The 21,839-nt window shown below is 70.8% G+C and carries 21 protein-coding genes; 12 read left to right on the top strand and 9 right to left on the bottom strand.

Annotated features, from left to right (window positions below; translation table 11 throughout):
- The first annotated feature begins 33 nt into the window (after positions 1–33).
- The gene (gene fadD4, locus ACPCHZ_RS03055; RefSeq protein WP_423483386.1) at positions 34–1,551 is read left to right on the top strand and encodes a fatty-acid--CoA ligase FadD4; all 1,518 of its coding nucleotides are present in this window, start codon (positions 34–36) and stop codon (positions 1,549–1,551) included.
- Positions 1,548–2,498: an enoyl-CoA hydratase/isomerase family protein gene (locus tag ACPCHZ_RS03050; RefSeq protein WP_423483790.1), complete on the top strand. Its 951-nt coding sequence runs from the start codon at positions 1,548–1,550 to the stop codon at positions 2,496–2,498. Before fadD4 ends, ACPCHZ_RS03050 begins: the two co-directional genes overlap by 4 nt.
- Positions 2,499–2,521: 23 nt before the next feature.
- Here ACPCHZ_RS03050 and ACPCHZ_RS03045 read toward each other — a convergent pair whose 3' ends face one another.
- Positions 2,522–3,412, bottom strand: coding sequence for a hypothetical protein (locus ACPCHZ_RS03045; protein WP_423483385.1), 891 nt, complete (start codon positions 3,410–3,412; stop codon positions 2,522–2,524).
- A gap of 90 nt (positions 3,413–3,502) precedes the next feature.
- Positions 3,503–4,231 (bottom strand): SDR family oxidoreductase, encoded by a 729-nt coding sequence (locus ACPCHZ_RS03040; RefSeq protein WP_423483384.1) that lies wholly within the window; start codon positions 4,229–4,231, stop codon positions 3,503–3,505.
- 84 nt (positions 4,232–4,315) lie between these two features.
- On the opposite strand from ACPCHZ_RS03040, the gene ACPCHZ_RS03035 reads away from it, so the two are divergent.
- A complete protein-coding gene (locus ACPCHZ_RS03035; RefSeq protein ID WP_423483383.1) occupies positions 4,316–5,134 on the top strand; it encodes a helix-turn-helix domain-containing protein in 819 nt (272 codons plus the stop codon).
- A 2-nt stretch (positions 5,135–5,136) separates the two neighbouring features.
- Here ACPCHZ_RS03035 and ACPCHZ_RS03030 read toward each other — a convergent pair whose 3' ends face one another.
- Entirely contained in the window at positions 5,137–5,865 is a 729-nt protein-coding gene (locus ACPCHZ_RS03030) for a GntR family transcriptional regulator (protein WP_423483382.1), read from the bottom strand.
- Positions 5,866–5,869: 4 nt separating this feature from the next.
- Complete coding sequence (locus ACPCHZ_RS03025) at positions 5,870–7,015, bottom strand: acyl-CoA dehydrogenase family protein (RefSeq protein ID WP_423483381.1); 1,146 nt, start codon at positions 7,013–7,015, stop codon at positions 5,870–5,872.
- 51 nt (positions 7,016–7,066) lie between these two features.
- On the opposite strand from ACPCHZ_RS03025, the gene ACPCHZ_RS03020 reads away from it, so the two are divergent.
- From ACPCHZ_RS03020 to ACPCHZ_RS03010, 3 genes are read left to right on the top strand one after another with little or no spacing between them, the layout of a single operon-like run.
- Complete coding sequence (locus ACPCHZ_RS03020; protein WP_423483380.1) at positions 7,067–8,071, top strand: MaoC family dehydratase; 1,005 nt, start codon at positions 7,067–7,069, stop codon at positions 8,069–8,071.
- Positions 8,072–8,091: 20 nt separating this feature from the next.
- Positions 8,092–9,207: a CoA transferase gene (locus ACPCHZ_RS03015; protein ID WP_423483379.1), complete on the top strand. Its 1,116-nt coding sequence runs from the start codon at positions 8,092–8,094 to the stop codon at positions 9,205–9,207.
- Positions 9,201–10,526 (top strand): amidohydrolase family protein, encoded by a 1,326-nt coding sequence (locus tag ACPCHZ_RS03010; protein ID WP_423483378.1) that lies wholly within the window; start codon positions 9,201–9,203, stop codon positions 10,524–10,526. The genes ACPCHZ_RS03015 and ACPCHZ_RS03010 overlap by 7 nt, the downstream gene beginning before the upstream one ends.
- Here the strand turns inward: ACPCHZ_RS03010 and ACPCHZ_RS03005 are convergent.
- From ACPCHZ_RS03005 to ACPCHZ_RS02995, 3 genes are read right to left on the bottom strand one after another with little or no spacing between them, the layout of a single operon-like run.
- On the bottom strand, positions 10,493–11,494 hold the full coding sequence (locus ACPCHZ_RS03005) for a phosphotransferase enzyme family protein (protein ID WP_423483377.1): 1,002 nt from the start codon (positions 11,492–11,494) through the stop codon (positions 10,493–10,495). The two genes, ACPCHZ_RS03010 and ACPCHZ_RS03005, sit on opposite strands and share 34 nt — an antisense overlap.
- A gap of 50 nt (positions 11,495–11,544) precedes the next feature.
- Positions 11,545–12,462 (bottom strand): alpha/beta hydrolase, encoded by a 918-nt coding sequence (locus tag ACPCHZ_RS03000; RefSeq protein ID WP_423483376.1) that lies wholly within the window; start codon positions 12,460–12,462, stop codon positions 11,545–11,547.
- A gap of 50 nt (positions 12,463–12,512) precedes the next feature.
- A complete protein-coding gene (locus ACPCHZ_RS02995; RefSeq protein WP_423483375.1) occupies positions 12,513–14,681 on the bottom strand; it encodes an acyl-CoA dehydrogenase in 2,169 nt (722 codons plus the stop codon).
- Positions 14,682–14,863: 182 nt separating this feature from the next.
- Between ACPCHZ_RS02995 and ACPCHZ_RS02990 the strand changes: the two genes are divergently transcribed.
- Both ACPCHZ_RS02990 and ACPCHZ_RS02985 read left to right on the top strand, forming a co-directional pair.
- Positions 14,864–16,087, top strand: coding sequence for an alpha/beta hydrolase (locus ACPCHZ_RS02990; RefSeq protein WP_264013663.1), 1,224 nt, complete (start codon positions 14,864–14,866; stop codon positions 16,085–16,087).
- Positions 16,088–16,112: 25 nt separating this feature from the next.
- Positions 16,113–17,531: a WS/DGAT/MGAT family O-acyltransferase gene (locus tag ACPCHZ_RS02985; RefSeq protein WP_364977504.1), complete on the top strand. Its 1,419-nt coding sequence runs from the start codon at positions 16,113–16,115 to the stop codon at positions 17,529–17,531.
- Positions 17,532–17,545: 14 nt separating this feature from the next.
- On the opposite strand, the gene ACPCHZ_RS02980 is transcribed toward ACPCHZ_RS02985, so the two are convergent.
- Positions 17,546–18,826 (bottom strand): alpha/beta hydrolase, encoded by a 1,281-nt coding sequence (locus ACPCHZ_RS02980; protein WP_423483789.1) that lies wholly within the window; start codon positions 18,824–18,826, stop codon positions 17,546–17,548.
- A 79-nt stretch (positions 18,827–18,905) separates the two neighbouring features.
- Positions 18,906–19,715, bottom strand: a complete 810-nt coding sequence (locus tag ACPCHZ_RS02975; RefSeq protein ID WP_423483374.1) for a 1-acyl-sn-glycerol-3-phosphate acyltransferase — start codon at positions 19,713–19,715, stop codon at positions 18,906–18,908.
- Positions 19,716–19,799: 84 nt separating this feature from the next.
- Between ACPCHZ_RS02975 and ACPCHZ_RS02970 the strand changes: the two genes are divergently transcribed.
- From ACPCHZ_RS02970 to ACPCHZ_RS02955, 4 genes are read left to right on the top strand one after another with little or no spacing between them, the layout of a single operon-like run.
- Positions 19,800–20,582 carry a crotonase/enoyl-CoA hydratase family protein gene (locus tag ACPCHZ_RS02970; protein WP_423483373.1) on the top strand — a complete coding sequence of 261 codons (783 nt, stop codon included), beginning with the start codon at positions 19,800–19,802 and terminating at the stop codon, positions 20,580–20,582.
- Positions 20,567–21,181, top strand: a complete 615-nt coding sequence (locus ACPCHZ_RS02965; RefSeq protein WP_423483372.1) for a hypothetical protein — start codon at positions 20,567–20,569, stop codon at positions 21,179–21,181. Before ACPCHZ_RS02970 ends, ACPCHZ_RS02965 begins: the two co-directional genes overlap by 16 nt.
- A gap of 40 nt (positions 21,182–21,221) precedes the next feature.
- The gene (locus ACPCHZ_RS02960; RefSeq protein WP_423483371.1) at positions 21,222–21,470 is read left to right on the top strand and encodes a hypothetical protein; all 249 of its coding nucleotides are present in this window, start codon (positions 21,222–21,224) and stop codon (positions 21,468–21,470) included.
- On the top strand, positions 21,470–21,802 hold the full coding sequence (locus ACPCHZ_RS02955) for a hypothetical protein (protein WP_423483370.1): 333 nt from the start codon (positions 21,470–21,472) through the stop codon (positions 21,800–21,802). Before ACPCHZ_RS02960 ends, ACPCHZ_RS02955 begins: the two co-directional genes overlap by 1 nt.
- The last annotated feature ends 37 nt before the right edge of the window (positions 21,803–21,839 follow it).

The raw sequence follows: 21,839 nt of genomic DNA, 5'->3' as shown, positions 1-21,839 counted from the left end.
ACCCGTCAAATACGGGCGTCGTAGAGTCGGCCCATGCAGATTCGCGAGCATGTCGGCACCGGTAAGCCGGCGATCGTTCTCCACCCATCGGGGACCGTCGTCACCTTCGACGACCTCGAGGCACGGGCCAACCGGCTGGCGCACCACTTCCGGGCCAACGGCCTGCAGGAGGGTGACGCCGTCGCCATCCTGATGGAGAACAACGAGCACATGCACGCCGTCATGTGGGCGGCACGCCGCAGCGGCCTGTACTACGTGCCGATCAACACCCACCTCACCGCGGCCGAGGCGGCCTACATCATCGACAACAGCGCCGCCAAGGCCGTCATCGGATCGGCGGCGCTGCGCGAGACCTGCGCGGAACTCGGCGAGCACCTGCCGCGCGGCCTGCCCGCCGTGCTGCTCATCGCCGACGCCGACCTCGACGGCTGGACCCGCTATCCCGAAGGCGTTGCCGGGCAACCCGACACACCGATCGCCGACGAGATCGAAGGCGACCTGCTGCAGTACTCCTCCGGCACCACCGGCAGGCCCAAGGGCATCAAACGCCAACTCCCGCATCTGCCGCCGTCCGAGGTGCCCGGCATGATGGCCGCGCTGGTCTCCTTCTGGCTCGACCCAGAGGCCGTCTACCTCAGCCCCGCACCGCTGTACCACACGGCGCCGTCGGTGTGGTCGATGCAGATCCAGGCCGGCGGCATCACCACCGTCGTGCTGGAGAAGTTCGACGCCGAGGGCTGTCTCGACGCCATCGCGCGCCACCGCGTCACCCACGGGCAGTTCGTGCCCGCGATGTTCACCAGGATGCTGAAGCTGCCGGAGTCCGTGCGCAACAGCTACGACGTCTCCAGCCTCAAGCGGGTGATGCACGCCGCGGCGCCCTGCCCCGTGGAGATCAAGAAGCAGATGATCGACTGGTGGGGCCCGATCGTCGACGAGTACTACGCCTCCTCGGAAGCGCACGGGTCGACGCTCATCAGCGCCGAGGAGTGGCTGGCCCACCCCGGCTCCGTCGGCAAGCCGATGGGCGGCGCCATCCACATTCTCGACGAGGACGGCAACGAGCTGCCGCCGGGGCAGGCCGGTGAGATCTACTTCGAGGGCGGCAACTCCTTCGAATACCTCAACGACCCGGACAAGACGTCGGCGTCGCGGCACGAGAAAGGCTGGGCGACAGTCGGAGACATCGGGTACCTCGACGAGGAGGGCTACCTGTACCTCACCGACCGGCGGCACCACATGATCATCTCCGGCGGGGTGAACATCTACCCCCAGGAGGCGGAGAACATGCTGGTCACCCACCCGAAGGTGATGGACGCCGCGGTGTTCGGTGTGCCCGACGACGAGATGGGCCAGCGCGTCAAAGGGGTGGTGCAGACCGTCGATCCGGCCGACGCGACCGAGGCGTTCGCCGAGGAGCTGCTCGGCTGGCTGCGGGACCGCCTGGCGCACTACAAGTGTCCGCGGTCCATCTCGTTCGAGGCCCAGCTGCCCCGCACCGACACCGGCAAGCTGTACAAACAGGAGCTGATCGCGAAATACTCCGGCTGATGCGCGTCGTCGACCTGTCGGACCCGCCGGACCTGGAGTCCGCGGAACCGGCGGGTGTCGTCGTCGCCACCGGCGACCTGACCGCGCCGGGCGCCGAATACTGGTTGCAGCGAGCAACATTCACCCTCACCGAGCGGCCCTGTGAGGACCACCGTGCGGTGGCGGTGCCGTCGGTGCAGCGCACCCTCGCCGATCTGGACCAGCGCTGCCGCACCTGGCCGCATGCGGCCGAGGTCGGGGACGACGTGCTGCGGGCCGTGGACGTCGCGGCGCCCGCCTACGCCGGCCTGATCGCGGAGTCGCTCGCGTACTCGACGCTGCAGGGCAGTGCCGAATTCCAGGCCTGGCTCGCCGCGCGCGGACCCGGAACTCCACCGGCGCTGCCGGATCCGGTACAGGCGGAGCGCGAGGGTGACACGCTGCGGGTGCGCTTCAACCGGCCCGGTCGGCACAACGCCTTCTCCACCGACGCGCGGGCCGCGCTGCTCGAAGCGCTCGAGATCGCCCGGCTCGACCCGTCCGTCACCGAGGTCGTGCTGTCCGGCAACGGCCCCTCGTTCTGCAGCGGCGGCGATCTGGCCGAGTTCGGCTCGTTCACCGATCCGGCCGACGCGCACCTGGCCCGCACCCGGCACAGCCCCGCGCTGGTGCTCGACGAGTTGCGTCACCGCCTCGGGCCTGCGCTGCGGGCCGAGGTGCACGGTCAGGTGCTCGGCAGCGGACTGGAGATGGCCGCGTACTGCGGGCGGGTGACCGCACATCCACAGTCGGTGATCGGGCTGCCGGAGCTGCAACTGGGCCTCATCCCGGGGGCCGGCGGCACCGTCAGCATCACCCGCCGCATCGGACGGTGGCGCACCGCCTACCTGTTCCTCACCGGCTACACCGTCGACCCCGCCACCGCCCTGCACTGGGGCCTCGTCGACGAGATCGCCGCCGACCGGTAGGACGGCACCGGATCAGCGGCGCGTCAGGTGTGGCTGTGCTGCGTCAGGCAGTAGGTGCGGGCGGGTTCCGGGAAGGCCAGCGCCCTCGCCGGCGGTGTGCATGCGCCGGGGTCGTTGCTGTCGAGGCGCGTCTCGACCTTGCCCGCGGCGTTGGGGTCCGTGCAGTCGACCTTGTTGAACATCGTCTGCACCGAGTCCACCCGGAAGCAGTTGCCCTCCTCGAAGTTGGGGAGGAAGCACCTGGTCCTGCCGGTGGGCGTGGGCTGGTAGAGGTAGGAGCCCAGGCTGGCGGGTCCGTCGGGGCACTGGTCGGGCCCCTCGATGGCGCCCAGTTCGAGCTGGGCGGCGGGGTTCGAGCAGTCGACGACCTCGAAAGGGCCGGTCGCGGGGATGTCGATGACGCAGTCGCCGACGTCGAGCCCGTCGTCGTCGCTGCGCGCCGTCGTCGACGAGGCCGACGACGAGGAACGCTCGGACGACGACGATGTGGGCGACGACGACGTCGCCAGCCGGCCGAGGTTTCCGAGCAGTCCGAGGGCCAGGATGATCGCGCCGGCGATGATCAGGCCGGTGCCCTGTTTCTTCGGCTTCGGCGCGAACGGCGGGTAGCCGGGCGGCGGGTACGGCGGTGGCATGCCCGGTGCGAAGTAGGGCTGTTGCTGCTGCGGGTGGGGCGGCGGATAGCCGGGCTGCTGCGGGTAGCCGGGGTAGCCGCCGGGCGGTGGCGGCTGACTGCCGTAGGGCGCCTGGCCCGGCGCCCAGCCGTACGGTGAGTTGGGTTGCGGTGAGCCCGATTTGCTTCGCTTGACGAGCCCGACGATCAGCAGGACCAGGCCGATGATGGGGATCACGGCATAGCCGACCATCTCGCCGACGTCGGTGGCGGCGGCGAGCACCGAGATGTTGGACGTCACGCTTTCCTCCGCACCCGTCTGGCGCGCACCGTGCGCCGCCCCGACAAGCCTATGACGGATGACGCCGCCGCACCGTCACCGGATTGCGCGTCAGCGCTGCCGTGCGGGCCTGATGATCAGCTCGTTGACATCCACGTCGGCGGGCTCGCCGATGGCATAGGAGATCGCGCGGGCGATCGCGTCGGGCGGGATCGAGTCGGCCCGGTACTCCTGCATCGCGCCCGCGGCCGTCGGGTCGGTGATCGAGTCCGCGAGCTCGGATTCGACCACGCCCGGCGACACCGTCGTCACCCGGATCGACGGGTCGACCTCCAGCCGCAGACCCTCGGTGATGGCCCAGGCCGCGAACTTCGAGGCGCAGTACACCGCGCCGGTCGGCACCACTTCGTGCGCGCCGACGGACGCGACCGTGATGAAGTGGCCGCTGCCTTGCCGCTGGAAATGCGGGAGCGTGGCGGCGATGCCGTGCAGCAGACCGCGGATGTTCACGTCGATCATCCGGTCCCACTCGTCGACGAGCAATGCGTCCAGCCGCGACAGCGGCATCACGCCCGCGTTGTTGACGACGACGTCCACCCGGCCGTGGGCGGCCACCGCGGCGTCGACGAACGCCGCCACGTCGGCACGGTCGGTCACGTCCAGGCGGCGGACCTCGATGCTGCCGCCGTCCTGCTCGATACGGCGCGCGAGGTCGGCGAGGCGGTCCTCCCGCCGGGCGCCCGCCACGACGTGATGGCCCTCGGCGGCCAGGCGTGCGGCGACGGCTTCACCGATGCCGCTGCTGGCGCCGGTGACGAGAATGATCTTCGAATCTGTCATGCGTCCAGCATCGGCCCAGCCATGCCGATCAGCCAGGGTGCACTGCACCCTGCCTGACGCCCGCGGCGGATCTAGGCTGGGACGATGGCCGAGTTGGGTGACTACCTCAAGGGGCGTCGGGCCGCGATCAGCCCCGCCGACGCGGGTCTGGCCAGCAGCGGCGTCCGGCGGGTTCCCGGGCTGCGCCGCGAGGAGGTGGCGATGCTGGCGGGTGTCAGCGTCGACTACTACAGCCGCCTCGAACAGGGCCGGGAGCGCTCGCCGTCGGTGCAGGTGCTGGAGGCGCTCGGGGCGGCGCTGAGGCTCGACGACGACGGCCGCAGGCATCTGTTCCGGCTGGCCGGCCTCGCCCCGCGGGAGCAGCACGCGCGGGTGACCGACCGCGTCGACCCCGGGCTGCTGCGGCTGATGGACGCCTGGCCGAACAACCCTGCGCTGGTCTACAACCGGGCCTACGAGGTGTTGGCGGTGAACGCGCTCGCCGCGGTGCTGTTCGGCGAGTTCGGCGCGGTGGGGAACCTGATGCGGCTGGTGTTCACCGATCCGCGGGCCCGGGACTTCTACGCCGACTGGCGTGCCGTCGCGGCCGACTCGGTGGCCGGGTTCCGGATGGGCTACGGCGCCGCCCCGGACGATCCGCACGCGCGGGCGGTGCTGACCGAGCTGCTCGACGCCAGCGAGGAGTTCCGGACGCTGTGGGGCAGGCAGGACGCCCGGCGGAAGTGTCTGGCGGTCAAGCGGTTCCGTCACCCGGAGGTCGGCCTGCTGACGCTGAGCATGCAGACGTTCGACGTGCGGTCCGCCCCGGGGCAGGAGCTCGTGGTCTACGACGCGGAGCCGGGCAGCCCGAGCGCCGACGCCCTGGTCCTGCTCGGCAGCGTCGCCGCAACCCGCGCCGTCTGAAATCACAATCCGGAGCGGCGCAGCGTCACGCGGTAGGTGTACTGCTCGGGCAGGAAGTGGCTGATCGCCAGTTCGACCGGGCGCCCGGAACTGTCGGAGTAGAGCCGGTCGACCCGCAGCATCGGATGGCCGGGTGCACAGTTCACCGCGGCGGCCACCGCCGCATCGGCCTCGGCGACGGTGATCGACTGCGCCGCTTCGACGATCGGCTCGCGCAGGTGCGGCTCGAGCAGTCCGATGACGGTGTGCGTGCCCGCGGATCCGGTCGTCAGCGCGTCGACGCCGGCGACGGAGGCGGCCACCGATTCGGGCAGGTGCACCGTGGTGGCGACGAACGGAACCCCGTCATGCAGGCGGCGGAACGTGACGGTGTGCACCGCGTCGTGGTCGAGGCGCAGCCGGCTCGCGGCCGCCACGTCCACCCTGCGCGCCAACCCGCTCAGCACCTCCATGGTGGTGTCCTGCGACAGGTTCATCAGGTCTTCGATGGACCCCAGCTGTCGCAGGTAGCGCCGCGCGGAGTCGCTGGCGTAGGTGCCGCGCCCGGGCACCCGGTACACGATTCCCTCGGCGACCAGGTCCTGAAATGCCCGCCGCACCGTCTGGCGCGACAACTTCTCGCGCGCAACGAGTTCGGACTCCGTGGGCAGCCGGACACCGTTGCGGTACCGACCCGCGGCGATCTCGTCGCGCAGCTGGTCGCGCAGCAGTTGGTATGCCGGCGCGGTCAACTCGTCAGATCCCGCCCCGCGCGACGAGCTGGCCGGCGATGACGTTGCGCTGGATCTCGTTGGTGCCCTCGCCGACGATCATCAGTGGCGCGTCGCGGAAGTAGCGCTCGACGTCGAACTCGGTGGAATAGCCGTAGCCGCCGTGGATCCGGACCGCGTTGAGCGCGATCTCCATCGCCACCTCGGAGGCGAACAGCTTGGCCATCCCCGCCTCCATGTCGCAGCGTTCGCCGCTGTCGTAGCGTTCGGCCGCATACCGGGTGAGCTGGCGGGCGGCGGTCAGTTTCGTCGCCATGTCGGCCAGGTAGTTGCCGATGGACTGGTGCTTCCAGATCGGCTTGCCGAAACTCTCGCGCTCCTGGGCGTAGCGCAGCGAGTCCTCGAGTGCCGCGGTCGCCACACCCAGTGCCCGGGACGCCACCTGGATGCGGCCGGTCTCGAGGCCCTTCATCATCTGCGCGAAGCCGTGGCCGGGGGTGCCGCCCAGCACGGCCGACGCGGGCACCCGGCAGTCGGCGAACGACAACTCGCACGACTCGACGCCCTTGTATCCCAGCTTGGGGAGATCGCGCGACACCGTCAGGCCGGGGGTGTCGCGCTCGACGAGCACCACCGAGATGCCGCGGTGGCGCGGCTCGGCGTTCGGATCGGTCTTGCACAGCAGTGCGATCAGGCCGGAGCGGCGGGCGTTGCTGATCCAGGTCTTGGTGCCGTTGATCACGAGGTCGTCGCCGTCGCGGACGGCGCCGGTGGAGATGTTCTGCAGGTCGGAACCGCCACCGGGCTCGGTCAGCGCCATCGTCGCGCGCATCTCGCCGCTCGCCATCGGCGGCAGATAGGTGCGCTTCTGCTCCTCGGTGCCGTACAGCGCGAGCAGCTTGGCGACCACGGTGTGCCCGCCCATCGCGCCCGCGAGGCTCATCCATCCGCGAGACAGCTCCTGGGTGACCTCGACGTAGCAGGGCATGGACACGGGGGAGCCGCCGTACTCCTCGGCGATGGCCAGTCCGTAGATGCCGATCCGCTTCATCTGGTCGATCCACGCCGTGGGGTAGTCGTTGGCGTGCTCGGTCTCACGGACGGTCGGCTTGACCTCCCGGTCGACGAAGGCGCGCACCGTCTCGACGAGGAGTTTCTCTTCTTCGGTCATATGTACGGCCATATTGACACACCCAGTGCCGCACTGCCAGCATGACGCCTTGTGACTTTGTACGGCCAAATCGAGGGCGGCCCCTACTTCGACGATCTGCACGTCGGCGAGGTGTTCGACTCGGCGCCGTCGATGACGCTGACCCCCGGCACCGCCGCCGTGCACCACTCGATCATCGGCGACCGGCTGCGGCTGACACTCGACGCCGAACTGGCCACCGCCGTCACCGGCGCCGCCGCGCCGATCGCCCACCCGGCGCTGGTGTGCGACGTGGCGATCGGACAGTCCACGCTGGCCACCCACCGGGTGAAGGCCAACCTGTTCTACCGCGGCCTGGTGTTCCACCGGTATCCCGTCATCGGCGACACCCTGTTCACCCGCACCGAGGTGGTGGGTCTGCGGCAGAACTCGGCGAGGCCGGGCAGGGCGCCGACCGGTCTGGCGGCGCTGCGGATGACGACCGTCGACCAGCTCGGCCGTCTGGTGCTGGACTTCCACCGGTGCGCGATGCTGCCGCTGTCCGAGGGTGCGGGCGAAACCGGCCACGCCGACGATCTGTCGGCCGTCGGCGCCGACATGGCGCCCGCGCCGGACCCGACCGCTGTCTGGGACGCCGACGCATTCCGCGCCCGGGTGCCCGGTGCCCGGTTCGACGCCGGGCTGGCCGGACAGGTGCTGCACGGCACCGCGGATGTCGTCAGCAGTGCGCCCGAACTCGCCCGGCTGTCACTGAACATCGCTGCGACGCATCACGACTCGCGGGTGAGCGGGCGCCGACTGGTGTACGGCGGGCACACCATCGGTCTCGCGCTGGCACAGGCGACGCGGGCGCTGCCCGACCTGGTGACGGTGCTCGGCTGGGAGTCCTGCGACCACACCGGGCCGGTGCAGGAGGGTGACACGCTCTACAGCGAACTGCACGTCGAGGGCGCGATCCCCGCGCCGGAGGGTCGCGGCGGGGTCTACCGGCTGCGGTCGCTGGTGTACGCGGTCGAACCGGACGGCGGCGCGGATCGCCAGGTGCTCGATTGGCGCTTCACCGCCCTGCAGTTCTAGGCCCGCGGGACAATAACGGCGTGACTGCGCTCGCGATCCCGGCAGCGGTGCTCACCCGTGCCCGCGAGACGGCGGTCGCGGTCGCGACCCTGCTCGGTGTCGCCGTCGACGCCGACGAACTCCTCACCGGCCGGGCGGCGCTGCTCGGCCTGACCGCAGGCGGCCGGTTATCCGCCGGCGGTGCGACTCGGCTACTGGCCACCGGCGACGGCTGGTGCGCCCTCACCCTGTCCCGTCGCGATGACCTCGACGCCGTACCGGCCCTACTGGAAACCGATGCGCTGGAGCCGGATCCGTGGCCGGCGATCACCGCATGGGTCTCACGCCGTACCGCCGCCGACGCGGTGGCACGCGCCCGCCTGCTCGGCCTGCCCGCCGCCGTCCTCGGCGAGACTCCGGCGGCGTCACCCGTGGTGCGCGCACTCGGGCGGAGGGCATCGCCACGGACGATCCCCGGCCTGCTGGTCGTCGACCTGTCGTCGATGTGGGCGGGCCCGCTGTGCGGGCGGCTGCTCGCGCAGGCCGGCGCCACCGCGGTCAAGGTGGAGAGTCCGCGCCGCCCGGACGGCACCCGCGCAGGAGCGCCGGCGTTCTTCGACTGGATGAATCACGGAAAACGGTCGTATGCGGTCGATTTCGACGAGCCCTCGGAGCTCGAGGGATTGCTCCGTGCCGCCGACGTGGTGATCGAGGGATCGCGCCCGGCGGCACTGCGCCGCCGCGCCCTCGGGCCGCAGGATGTCGACGGGCGCGACGGCCGGGTGTGGCTGCGGATCACCGGCCACGGGACCGCCGGTGAGTGCGCCGACCGGGTGGCATTCGGCGACGACGCCGCCGTCTCCGGCGGGCTGGTGGTCGCGGGCGCCGACGGTCCGGAGTTCTGCGGCGACGCCATCGCCGATCCGCTCACGGGCCTGCATGCCGCCCTCGCGGTGGCCGAGTCGCTGGGGCGCGGCGGCGGCGAACTCGTCGAGATGTCGATGGCTGCGGTGGCCGCCTGCTACGCCACCGCGTCCGGCCCCGCTGCGCAGGTGCAGGCCACGGCGCCGCCGTCGCCGGGCCGGGCCGCCGCGTTGGGCGCCGACAACGCGACCGTCGCCCGCATGGTTGCCCGACGGCGGCCTGCGCCGTGCTGATCACCCGGGCCGTGCTGCTCGACGGCACGCCCACCGACATCCGGGTCGGCGATCAGATCCTCGACATGGCAGCCGGACTCACGGCCCGACCGGGCGAGACGGTGCTCGACGCCGCGGGCGGCACGGTGATCCCCGGCCTGCACGACCACCACGTGCACCTGCATGCGACGGCGGCGGCGGCGGATTCGCTGCGGGTCGGTCCGGCCGACGTGCACGGCCGCGACGGCCTCGCGGATGCCCTGTCGGGTGCCGTCCCCGACGCCGACGGCTGGATCCGAGCGGTCGGCTACCACGAGGCCGTCGCGGGCCCGCTCGACAGGGATGTGCTGGATGCGGTGGCGCCGCCGGTGCCGGTGCGGGTGCAGCACCGCAGCGGGGTGCTGTGGACGCTGAACACCGCAGGTCTGCGACGCGTCGGCATGGCCGACCATCCCGACGGCGTGCTGCGCAGCGCCGACACGAGCTGGGCGCCGGAGCGCCGCGGCGCCACGCTGGCCGGGGTGTCGCGCCGGCTCACGTCCTGGGGTGTCACCGGGATCACCGACGCGACACCGGATCTCGCCGAGAGCGACGTCGCCGAACTGCTCGACGCCCGTCGTCGCGGCGAACTCGCGGTCAGGGTGCACGTGCTGGCGCCCGGAAAACGCATCCTGCACGACGACGGCCTCGACCTCGACGAGTTGACCCGCTGGATCGTCGCCCGCCACGACGGCGGCACCCCAGTCGCCATGCACTGTGTGACCGCCGCCCAGCTCGTCGTCACCATCGCGGCACTGCGCGCCGCCGGAACGCGCGCGGGCGACCGCATCGAGCACGCGGCCGTGGTGCCCGACGACTGCCTGGCCGACCTCGCCGAACTCGGGCTCACCGTCGTGACACAACCCAACTTCGTCGCCGAACGGGGCGATCAGTACCTCGTCGACGTCCCGGCCGCCGAACTCCCGCAGCTGTGGCGGCTGCGTTCGTTGCTGGAGTCGCGGGTCAGGGCGGCGCTGTCCACCGACTCGCCATTCGGCAGTGGTGACCCCTGGGCGGCCATGCGAGCGGCCGTGCGCCGCCAGACCCTGGCGGGCGCCGTCCTGAACCCGGCAGAATGCATTTCCGCGGCAACGGCGTTGAGCATGTTCCACGGATCGGCCGAGCAGCCGTCCGTGCCGCGCCGGGTGGCGCCCGGTCAGCCCGGCGATCTCTGCGTGCTCGCCGCGTCCCCGCGCGAGGTGCTCGATGCACTGGACGCCGACCTGGTCGCCGCGACGGTCGTCGGCGGCGAGGTGGTGTACACGAGTCAGTGCAGCCGCAGTCCGTTCGACGACAGATAGCGCTCCGCCAGGACGCAGCTGCCCCGCGCGTAGGTGATGGCCTTGGTGCGTGTCTCTTTCGAGTGGGTGTGGGTGCTCATCCATGCCAGCAGCTTCAGGCGTCGCAGCATGACGAACGACGGCAGCATCTCCTCGTCGGCAGCGGTCATCGGTCGTCGGCTCCGGTAGCCGGCGACCCAGGCGTCCTGCCAGTCGGGAAGCGCCGGATCGTCCTCGATGAACGACACCGCGGCGCCGAAATCATAGAAGTACCAACTGAACCCGGAGTCGTCGAAATCGATGACGGTGGTGTCGGACCCGTCGACGATGAGGTTGGCCAGCCGCAGGTCGGCGTGGATCAGGCCGAATCTGTCGGGCCCGGCGCCGTACTCCGTGAGGCGGTGGTGCAGGACGTCCTGCGCCCGGTCCAGCACTGCGTGCTCAACAGGCCCGACACCGGCGGCCTGCTGCCAGTGCCCCCAGCGGGCGGCCGCCCCGAGCGAACTCTCCCAGTCCCAGGTGAAGCGGCCGAAACCCGCCGGGCGCCGCCAGGATCGGGAATGGTCGTGCAGCGCCGCGGTGATGCGGCCCAGCGTGCGGAAGTCGTCCGCGGTGACCGTGGCCTCGTCGGGCTCCGCGCCGGGGACGAGGGCGAAGTGCACGACATGCCGCGGTGTCCCGTCGACGTCGAGGGTGACCATTCGGCGCCCGTCGCGGGCGGGCAGCACCGTGGGCACCGCGACATCGGCGTCATCACGGCGCAGCGCAGCGAGCCAGTCCAGCTCGGACTCGATCTCGTACGGCCGGTGATAGTTCCGGCGATGCACCCGCAGCACGGAGGTGACGCCGGTGCCCGCGTCGTCGACCAGGTAGGTGGCGTTCTCCGACAGGTTGAGCAGTCGCAGCGTCGACTCCGGTGCGAGCTCGAAGTGCGGGATGGCCTGCCGCGCGACGTGGATGTCGTCGGTGATGATCCCGTCGTCGTGCATCCGGTCACGCTATGGGCACACCGCACGCCCGTCAAAGCCGGTCCGGTGGGTCAGGCCGCGATGTCGAACGCCTTCCGCAGCGCCTCGCACTGGCTCTCGAAGAACTCAACGGCGACATCGGCTTTGGGGACGATGGCATCGAACCCGTGAAACGCACCCTTAACCACCTCGACGTCGCACGGCACTCCGGCGGCGCGCAGTCGTTCGGCGTAGGCGAGACCCTCGTCGTGGAACAGGTCCAGCGTGCCGACCCCCAGCCAGGCCGGTGGCAGGCCCTCGAGGTCGTCGCGGCGCGCGGGCACCGCGACGTCTCGGTCGGCGTCGGCGAGGTAGGCGTCCCAGCCGAACCGGTTGCTCCACTGGTTCCACAGCCGGTGTCCGGGGTTGTCGAGGTCGTCGCGCTCGACGGTGCGGTCGTCGACCATCGGGTAGATCAGCAGCTGCGCCACCAGCGGGATCTCCCCGCGGTCACGGGCGAGCAGCGCCAGCGCCGCGGCCAGTCCACCGCCGGCGCTGCCGCCGGCGATCGCCACCCGGTCTCGGTCGACGGCGGGCAGCCCGGCCAGCCACTGCAGCGCCGCGTAGCAGTCGTCGAGCGCGGCGGGATAGGGGTGTTCGGGGGCGAGCCGGTAGTCCACCGACGCGACCGTGATGCCGAGTTCGGCGGCGTAGCGCCGGCACAGGTCGTCGTCCTGCGCCGGGGTGCCGAGGACGTAGCCGCCGCCGTGCATCCACAGCAGCGCCGGCGTGCTGCCCGTGACGCCGGCCGGCCGGTAGAGCCGCAGCCGGATACCGGAGTGCAGGGTCAACTCCTCGACACCCTTCGGGGTGCGCTTGGGCTGCAGGCGGGTGACGGCGCGCAGCAGCGGCAGGGTCACCGGCGTGACGATCTGCTTCGGGACGTACTTGGCCGCCTTGCGCAGGTCCGGGTGGAAGTGCACGAGGGACTCGGCGGACGGCTTGCGCATCCGCTCAGTATTACCAGCGTCGCCGCGCCGTAATCCGACCCGAGCACCCGCTACTTGATCAGCGGATCGCGCGGCAGGCCGAGGATCCGCTCGGCGATGGTGTTGCGGGTGATCTCCGACGTGCCGCCGGCGATGGTCATCGCCCGGTTGCCGAGATAGCCGGTGGTCAGTGCAGGCGTCGCGCCGGTGACGGCCGCGGTGCCCGCGAGTTCCACGCCCAGCTCGGTCAGCCACTGTGAGTGCTCGGCCACCAGCAGTTTGGTGACGTTGCCCTCCGGGCCCGGCTCCGCCCCGGCGATGGCTCGGCTGGCCCGGCGTAGGTTGAGCAGCCGCAGGGTGTGGCCGGCCGCGATCACCTCACCCGCCCGCCGCGTCCGGGCGGCGGCGACGTCCGCGGGTGCGCTGCCCAGCAGCGCGATCAGGTCGTCGGCGCTGAATCCGGTGGGCGCGCCCGACCCGCCGCCGATCGAGATCCGCTCGTTGCCGAGGGTGGCGCGAGCCACCAGCCAGCCGCGGTTGACGTCGCCGACCACGTCGGCGTCGGGGACGAAGACGTCGTCGAAGAACACCTCGTTGAAGTGGCTGTCGCCGGTGATGCCGCGCAGCGGATTCACCGTCACTCCGTCGGCCTTCATGTCGATCGCCATCATCGTCACCCCGGCGTGCTTGGGTGCGTCGGGATCGGTGCGGACGGTGGCCAATCCCCACTGGCACAGGTGCGCGAGGCTGGTCCACACCTTCTGACCGGTGACCCGCCAGCCCCCGTCCACCCGCTTGGCCGCCGTGCGCACCGCCGCGGCATCGGACCCGGCGCCGGGTTCGGAGAACAGCTGGCACCACATGGTCTCTCCGCGCAGCACCGGTTCCACCCAGCGTTCCCGCTGGTCATCGGTGCCGGCCTGGCTGATGGTCAGCGTGACCCATCCGGTGATGCCCATGTCCGGGACCTTCACGTCGCGGAACTCCTCCTCGATCACGAGCTGCTCCAGCGTGCCCGCCTCGCGGCCCCACGGCTTCGGCCAGTGCGGCACCAGATAGCCGGAGTCGACCAGGAAGTCGCGACGGCGGTCCTCGGGCAGCGCGCGCAGTTCGGCGACCGCGCTGCGGGCGGCCTGCCGGTACTCGTCGGCCTCCGCGGGCAGCGTGAAGGTGGCGCCGCGGGCCTGCCCGCTGCGCTGCGCCTCGACGATGTCGGCCAGCGGGTCCGCGCCGTCGCTCAGCAGCGCCGCGAGGGTGCGGGCGCGCCGCAGATACAGGTGTGCGTCGTGCTCCCACGTGTATCCGATCCCGCCGTGCAGCTGAATGTTGTTCTGCGCGTTGGCGATTTGCGCGCGCACGGCGTGCGACGCGGCGACCGCCGCCGGGAACCAGGCGCTGTCGAGGTCGTCCGAGCGGGCGGCGTCCCAAGTGGCCGCGGTGGTCTGCTCGGCATCCACCAGCATGTTGGCCGCGTGGTGCTTGACCGCCTGGAACGTGCCGATGGTCCGGCCGAACTGTTCGCGCACCTTGGCGTACTCCACCGCCATCTCCAGGCATGCCCAGCTGATCCCCACCGCCTCGGCCGAGGCCAGGATGCGGAACACGGTGCGCGCGTGGCGGGCCGCGCCGCGGATGACGCGGTCCTGCGGCAGTCGCACCCCGCGCAGCACGACCGAACCGATGCTGCGGGTGGTGTCGAGGCCGGTCAGCCGGGTGACGGTGACGCCGTCGGCGTCCGCGTCGACGACCACGAGGTCGTCGCCTGCGGCCAGCACCAGCACATTGGCGTCGGGTGCGCCGAGCACCGCCGGGCTCTCCCCGTCGGCCACGGCGTCCGAGTCGGCCGCCACCGTGCCGGACAGCCCGAGCGCTGACACCGCCGTGCCGTCGGCGAGCCGCGGAAGCAGTTGCGTACGAACGGATTCCGGAGCGCAGCGGTCGATCACCACTGCGGCGGCCACCGTGGGCAGGAACGGACCGGGGCACACCCGCCGGCCCTGGGCCTCCAGCACGACGGCAATTTCGGCCAGGCCGAATCCCGAGCCGCCGTGCTCCTCGGAGAGCGCCAGGCCGGTGAGTCCGAGGTCGGCGTGGGCGGTCCAGAGCCCGGTCGGGTGCGCCGAGCCCTCGTCGAGGGTGGCCCGCGCCGCTGCGAGCGCCTGCAGTCGGTCCAGCAGGCCGGTGGCGGATTCCGCGAGATCGCGGTGTTCGTCAGTGATGGCCAGGGCTGATCTGTTCACGGCGGACGTCCTCTTCGCTTCGTCATCGAGTCGTAACTTGACGGTCGTCAAGTGCACGCTAGCGGCAAAACCGCCGGTCAGAAAGGTGTGACTCCGGTCACATCGCGTTACGAAAGTGCCGCTGGTTGACAACTTCCAGATGTCGTCGTTTAGGAACTGACCTGCGGGGTACAGTCGCGATCATGACCGTGCGACCGGACACCCGGTACCCCGGACCGACAATGTGGACGCGCGCACGTTGGCTCCTCAACGCCAAGCCTGCCGATCACCTGCTCGCCATGAGTGTCGCCTCCGCCTCCCTGCCCGTGATCGGGAAACACCTTGAGCCGCTTGGCGCCCTCGCCGCCATGGGGGTGTGGGGATACCGGCAGATGCCGGAACTCCTGTCCGCATCGGCGAAGTCCTGGTTCGAGCCGGGCAACGACGAGGTGCGGCAGAAGGAGCGCGACATGACGCACTCCGTCACCGACGCCGCCCTTCGCGGCGTCGTCCCCGCCGCCGACCTCGCCATCGACTGGCCGGCCCCGGAGAAGGCGCCGCCGCTGTGGAAGGCCTTCGAGCACCGCCGCAACGTCTACAAGTCCTCGGTTCGCTACGGCCCGTTGCCCTCTCAGCTCCTCGACGTCTGGCGACCCAAGAACCTGCCCACCGAACCGGCCCCGGTGCTGCTGTTCATCCCGGGCGGTGCGTGGGTGCACGGCAGCCGGCTGCTGCAGGGCTACGCATTGATGTCGCACCTGGCCGAGATGGGCTGGGTCTGCCTGTCGATCGACTACCGGGTGTCGCCGCACAACCCGTGGCCGGCGCACATCACCGACGTCAAGACGGCGATCGCCTGGGCGCGGGCCAACGTCGACCGATTCGGCGGTGACCGCAACTTCGTCGCGATCGCGGGCACCTCGGCGGGCGGCCACCTCGCGGCGCTGGCCGGACTGACCATCAACGACGCCGAACTGCAGTGCGAGCTGCCGGAGGGATCCGACACCTCGGTCGACGCGGTGATCGGCATCTACGGCCGTTACGACTGGGAGGATCGCTCCACCGTCGAACGCGTCCGCTTCGTCGACTTCCTCGAGCGGGTGGTGGTCAAGCACCGACTGTCGCGGCACCCGGAGATCTTCCGTAAGGCCTCGCCGATCGCCCGGGTGCACCCCGAGGCGCCGCCGTTCCTGGTCATCCACGGCAGCGGCGACAGCGTGATCCCGGTCGCGCAGGCGCGCAGCTTCGTCGACAGGCTCCGCGCGGTGTCGCGGTCGGTGGTCAGTTACGTGGAACTACCGGGTGCCGGGCACGGCTTCGACATGATCGACGGGGCCCGCACCGGATCGATGGCCACCGCGGTCCGCCTGTTCCTCAACCAGATCCATCGAAACCGGATGAGCGCCGCGGCCAAAGAGGTTATATAGACGCCTCCGACAGGGAGGTATCCGGGTGAAACGGCTTCGCGGGTGGGACGCTGTGCTGCTGTACAGCGAGACGCCGAACGTGCACATGCACACCCTCAAGCTGGCGGTCATCGAGCTCGACGACCTCGGCGGGCGCACCTTCGGCGTCGAGGATTTCCGCAAGGTCCTGCACGGGCGGCTCTACAAGCTCGACCCGTTCCGCTACCAGCTGGTGGACATCCCGTGGAAGTTCCACCACCCCATGTGGCGGGAGAACTGCGAGGTCGACCTCGACTACCACGTGCGGTCCTATCGGGTGGACAGCCCGGGCGGCCGGCGTCAGCTCGACGAGGCGGTCGGCCGGATCGCCAGCACGCCACTGGACCGCAGCCGCCCGCTGTGGGAGATGTACTTGATCGAGGGGCTGGCGGGCGGCCGCATCGCGGTGCTCGGCAAGATCCACCACGCACTGGCCGACGGCGTCGCCTCGGCGAATCTGCTGGCCCGCGGGATGGATCTGCAGACGGGGCCGCAGGCCGATCGGGACTCCTATGCCACCGACCCGGCGCCGAGCCGAGCGGAGTTGGTGCGCACCGCTTTCGGCGACCACATCCGCCAGCTGGGCCGCATCCCGGGCGTGATGCGCTACACCGGCCAGGGGCTCGGCCGGGTGCGGCGTAGCTCGCGCAAGCTCTCGCCCGAGCTGACCCGGCCGTTCACGCCCCCGCCGACCTTCATGAACCACATGATCGACGCGACCCGCACCGTCGCCACCGCGACGCTGGCGCTCGCCGACGTCAAGCAGACCAGCAAGCACCTCGGCGTGACGATCAACGACCTGGTTCTGGCGATCTCCGCCGGGGCGCTGCGAAAGCTGTTGCTGCGCTATGACGGTCACGCCGACCACCCGCTGCTGGCATCGGTGCCGATCAGCTTCGACTTCTCACCGGACCGGATCTCCGGCAATTTCTTCACCGGCATCCTGGTCGCGCTGCCCACCGACTGTGAGGATCCGCTGGACCGGGTGCGCAAGGCGAGGGAGGCGGCCATCTCGGCGAAGGAGAGCCACGAACTGATCGGGCCCGAACTGGTCAGTCGCTGGTCGGCGTACATGCCGCCGGCGCCGGCGGAGTCGCTGTTCCGGTGGTTGTCGAAGAAGGACGGCCAGAACAAGATCCAGAACCTGACGATCTCGAACGTGCCCGGCCCGCGCGAACGCGGGCGGGTCGGTGGCGCGCTGGTGACCGAGCTCTACTCGGTCGGTCCGCTCACCGCGGGCAGCGGGCTCAACATCACCGTGTGGAGTTACGTCGATCAGCTCAACATCACCGTGCTGTCGGACGGCTCCACACTCGACGACCCGCACGAGGTGACCGATGCGATGCTCGCGGCGTTCGTCGAGATCCGCAAGGCCGCAGGGCTTCCCGAGGAGCTGACGGTCGTCGAGACCGCGATGGCACCCTGAGGGCTGCGCCGAGACTACGGTTGTTGCGCGATATCGGCCGGTGAGGTGTCGACATCCGTCGTGTCGGCGGCCGTCGACGAGGACGTGCGGGTGGCGTAGACCCAGGACAGGAACCGCTCGATCGCCTGGCCGGTGTAGTGCCCGCGGGGTGAGCCGAAGAAGTCGAACGCGTGCTGGGCGTGCGGCACCTCGACGTAGGCCACCGGCGACGTCGACACCTTGCGCAGCGCGTCGACGAATTCGCGGCCCTCGGGCACCGGGATGATGGAGTCGTCCTGGCCGTGCAGGACGAAGAACGGTGGGGCGTCGGGACGCAACCGTGCGACGGGTGACGCGTCGACGTACAGCTGCCGGTTGCGGGCGAAGCTCTTCTTGACGACGTACCGCTGCAGGAAGGCGATGAACTCCGGCCGGCCGGTGCCCTCCTTGCCGAACCAGTCGTAGCGGCCGTACACCGGCACGGCCGCCTTCACCGAGGTGTCCGCGTCCTCGAAACCCGGCTGGAACTGCGGATCGTTCGGGGTGAGCGCGGCGAGCGCGGTGAGGTGTCCGCCCGCCGAACCGCCGGTGATGGTCACGAAGTCGGGATCGCCGCCGTACTCCGCGATGTGTTCCTGGATCCACGCCAGCGCGCGCTTGACGTCGACGATGTGGGCCGGCCAGGTGTGCCGCGGGCTGACCCGGTAGCCGATCGACACGCACACCCAGCCGCGTTCGGCGAGATGGCTGAGCAGCGGATAGGCCTGCGGGCGGCGCATTCCGATCGCCCACGCGCCACCGGGGACCTGCAGCACCACGGGCGCCTTGCCGTCACGGGGGAGGTCTGCGCGGCGCCAGATGTCAGCGGTGTTGGAGCGGTGGGGGCCGTACCGCACCGCCTTCTCGGTGTAGCGCCGCCGGGACCATCCGGTGCGGAACACCCCTGACCGGCGACGGGGCGTCGGGGACTTGGCGGTCACGGATTCGTAGTCGGCACCGAGGGTTTCGCGCAGGCCGGCCTCGAAGACCGGCTCGGATCGCACGTTGCGACGCTGGAGGAACACCAGCACCGCCCACGTGACGGCGTTGAGCGCCAGCGCGACAGCACCCCGCTTGCCGGTGAAGTGACCGCGCCAGTACCGCCGCGCGGTGTCGAGCACCGACGCCGTCAGGAACAGCGGCGCCAGCTCGCTGGTGGGCCAGCCGAGGAAGAAGACCGGGATGGTGACATAACCCTTGCGTGCCAGTGGTTGCACACCGTTGGCGGCGTTGGCCAGTTCACCCACCGCGCGCAGCACAGGGCGCGGCTTGACGATCTTCCTGAGCACAGACATCTCCCCCGGAGCGTTGGTGATTGGCCGACGGATAGCCTGTGCGGCCCGCACTGAAACCCGGTCAGCCCAGCACGGGCAGCCGACGGTCGGCGGCCAACTCGTCGAGCGCCCGCTGCATGACGCGGCGGACGTGGGCGTCGACCTCGTCGATGTCGGGGTTCTCGCCGAACTCGGCGACGATGTCGATCTGCGTGAGCACCTGCGTGACGATCTTGGTGGGCAGCGGCATGTTCAGCGGCACCACCGCGGACAGGCCGAACGGGAAGCCGAACGACACGGGCACGATCTTGGTGCGGGCCAGCCGCGCGATCGGGCCGAGCCGCTTGGCCAGCCAGGTCCCGCGGGTGAGGAACAGCTGGGCCTCCTGGCCGCCGATCGAGACCGTCGGCACGATCGGGACACCGGCGTTGAGTGCGGCCTTGATGTAGCCGGTGCGGCCCGCGAAGTCGATCTTGTTCTGGGTCAGCGTCGGGCGGTACACGTCGTAGTCACCACCGGGGAACACCACCACCACCCCGCCCGAGCGCAGCGCGTCGTCGGCGTTGTCGTGGTTGGCCCGGATGAAGCCGATCTTGATGAAGAACTCCGCGGTCGGGCCGGTCATCAGCATGTCGTGGCTGAGCGTGTACACCGGCCGGTCGTAGCCGAACTTCTCGTAGAAGCCGCTGGCGAAGACCGGGACGTCCATCGCGAACAGGCCGCCGCTGTGGTTCGACACCACCAGCGCGCCGCCGGGCGGGAAGTCGTCCAGCCCGCGCACCTCGACCCGGTGATAGGCCTTGAGGATCGGTCTCAGCACCGCCATGACCTGCGCGGTGAACCCGGGATCCCACTTGGAGATCTCCGACGGGATGCTGTCGGTCGAGCTCATGAGGTGGTCCCTCCGGTAGAATTGAAACGTGTTCTAGTTTTCCGATGGTACCGGCATTGCGGCGCCGCTCGCTAGCATCACGTCGTGAGCAACGACGCCGACAGCGCCCAGGACCCCGTACTCGTCGAACAGCGTGACCGCATCCTGGTCATCACCATCAACCGGCCCAAGGCCAAGAACGCCGTCAACAAGGCCGTCGCGGAGGGCCTCGCGGCCGCCGTGGACCGCCTCGACGACGATCCCGGGCTGTCCGTCGGCGTGCTCACCGGCGCCGGCGGGACATTCTGTGCGGGCATGGACCTCAAGGCCTTCGCCAGCGGTGAGCTGCCGATGGTGGAGGGCCGCGGGATGGGCTTCACCGAGCGGCCGCCCGCCAAGCCGCTGATCGCCGCCGTCGAGGGCTACGCGCTGGCAGGCGGCACCGAGCTCGCGCTCGCCACCGACCTCATCGTGGCCGCGCGCGATTCGGCGTTCGGCATCCCCGAGGTCAAGCGCGGCCTGGTCGCCGGCGGCGGTGGGCTGCTCCGGCTGCCGCAGCGGATCCCGTCGGCCATCGCCATGGAGCTCGCCCTGACCGGCGAGGCGCTGCCCGCCGAACGTGCCCACGCGCTGGGACTGGTCAACGCGCTGGCCGAACCGGGTCACGCCCTCGACGAGGCGATCGCGCTGGCCGAGCGGATCACCGCCAACGGCCCGCTCGCCGTGGCCGCCACGAAGCGGGTCATCGTCGAGTCCCGCGGCTGGTCGCCCGAGGAGTTCTGGTCGAAGCAGAACGCGATCATCATGCCGGTGTTCGGCAGCAAGGACGCCCAGGAGGGTGCGATCGCGTTCGCCGAGAAGCGCCCACCCCAGTGGACCGGCAGCTGAAGCGCGTCTTCTCCGGCCACATCGCGGGGGTCGGATCCGAGTCCGGTCACCGCCTCGTCGTCGGAAGCTGGCAGACGTCGCCGTTCGGCGAGTTCACCGATGTGATGGTGCAGCGAGCCGACGACGAGCGGGTGCTGCTGGCGCCCACCCGCGAGGTGGCCGACTTCGTGTCGACCACGTATGCGTTCGACCGGGTGCTCGTCGGGCCGGTGCGCGCCGAGCTCACCGGGGACCGGCTCACGGTGGCGGCCCCGAACCTCGACCTGCGGATCGACATCGGTGCCGCGGCGCCGCTGGACCGGCTGCTGCGGCTGGTGCCTGCGCGGCTGGCCGTCGCGCCGTGGTGGCTACGGGCGATCGACCCGGTGGCGTCGCGCATGGTGTCCGGCGTGCACACCGCGGGCACCGCGGGCAACGGCAGGCGCGAGTACTACGGCGTCCGGCGGTCCCGCCGCATCGTCGGGGTGTCCGGCCGGCTCGAGGGTGAGGACCTCGGCGCACTGGCCCCGCTGCGACCGCCGGTGCGCTTCGGGTTCGCCTCCGCCCCGGCCGAACCGCAGATCGTCTCGGTGACCACGACGATCATCGAGACCGCGTAGCCCGCGTTTCGGTCCCGGCGCTCGGGGGCACACGTCGGAGATGAACACGCTGTCCCGGCTGCGCGACGTGCAGCGCCGAATCCTCAAGGCCCAGCGGCGGGTATGGCTGTTGCAGGCCTCGCTGTGGGTGACGCTGGTCCTCACCGGCCTGTCCGCCGTCGTCGGCGGCGCGTGGTGGCTGACGCACCGCCGCACCGAGACGCCCCAGGCGAGCGCTGCGTCGCGCGACACCGTCAACCCCGCGACCAACGGCCAGCTGACGCACACAGGATCCCGAGGAGACGTCTGATGGCACACGACGAACTGCCGCTGCCCGACTACGACCAGCTGCCGCTGACCGAACTGCGGCACCGCATCCGCTCGCTCGAGGAGCCGGCACTGCGCGTGCTGTTCGACCACGAGACGGCGCACGGCAACCGCATCCCGGTGCTCGAACTGCTGCACGCCCGCCTCAAGGAGCTGCACGGCGGCGCAGAGCCGTCGGGCGGCGACCCGGCCAACGCACCGCGGGTGTCGGGCACCGCGGGAGAGTCCCCGGTCAGTACGGCCACCGCCGCGGAGGCGAACACCCCGCTGCGGCACGGGGTGGCGGCGCAGACCCCCGCCCGCGGCAAGCCCTGAGGACGCTACCGAACACATTTGGTGTTGACCTCAACCA

Source organism: Mycobacterium sp. NPDC050041 (assembly GCF_049541695.1).
Lineage (GTDB): Bacteria > Actinomycetota > Actinomycetes > Mycobacteriales > Mycobacteriaceae > Mycobacterium.
The sequence above is the reverse complement of the archived record's forward strand: the minus strand, read 5'-3'. Positions and strand labels throughout refer to the sequence as shown.

What these genes read in the sequence shown, in the direction of transcription:
- fadD4 (WP_423483386.1), top strand. Translation starts at nt 34, where the DNA reads ATGCAGATTCGCGAGCATGTCGGCACCGGTAAGCCGGCGATCGTTCTC.
- ACPCHZ_RS03040 (WP_423483384.1), bottom strand. Translation starts at nt 4,231, where the DNA reads ATGACAGATTCGAAGATCATTCTCGTCACCGGCGCCAGCAGCGGCATC.
- ACPCHZ_RS03035 (WP_423483383.1), top strand. Translation starts at nt 4,316, where the DNA reads ATGGCCGAGTTGGGTGACTACCTCAAGGGGCGTCGGGCCGCGATCAGC.
- ACPCHZ_RS03025 (WP_423483381.1), bottom strand. Translation starts at nt 7,015, where the DNA reads ATGACCGAAGAAGAGAAACTCCTCGTCGAGACGGTGCGCGCCTTCGTC.
- ACPCHZ_RS03005 (WP_423483377.1), bottom strand. Translation starts at nt 11,494, where the DNA reads ATGCACGACGACGGGATCATCACCGACGACATCCACGTCGCGCGGCAG.
- ACPCHZ_RS03000 (WP_423483376.1), bottom strand. Translation starts at nt 12,462, where the DNA reads ATGCGCAAGCCGTCCGCCGAGTCCCTCGTGCACTTCCACCCGGACCTG.
- ACPCHZ_RS02990 (WP_264013663.1), top strand. Translation starts at nt 14,864, where the DNA reads ATGACCGTGCGACCGGACACCCGGTACCCCGGACCGACAATGTGGACG.
- ACPCHZ_RS02975 (WP_423483374.1), bottom strand. Translation starts at nt 19,715, where the DNA reads ATGAGCTCGACCGACAGCATCCCGTCGGAGATCTCCAAGTGGGATCCC.
- ACPCHZ_RS02960 (WP_423483371.1), top strand. Translation starts at nt 21,222, where the DNA reads ATGAACACGCTGTCCCGGCTGCGCGACGTGCAGCGCCGAATCCTCAAG.
- ACPCHZ_RS02955 (WP_423483370.1), top strand. Translation starts at nt 21,470, where the DNA reads ATGGCACACGACGAACTGCCGCTGCCCGACTACGACCAGCTGCCGCTG.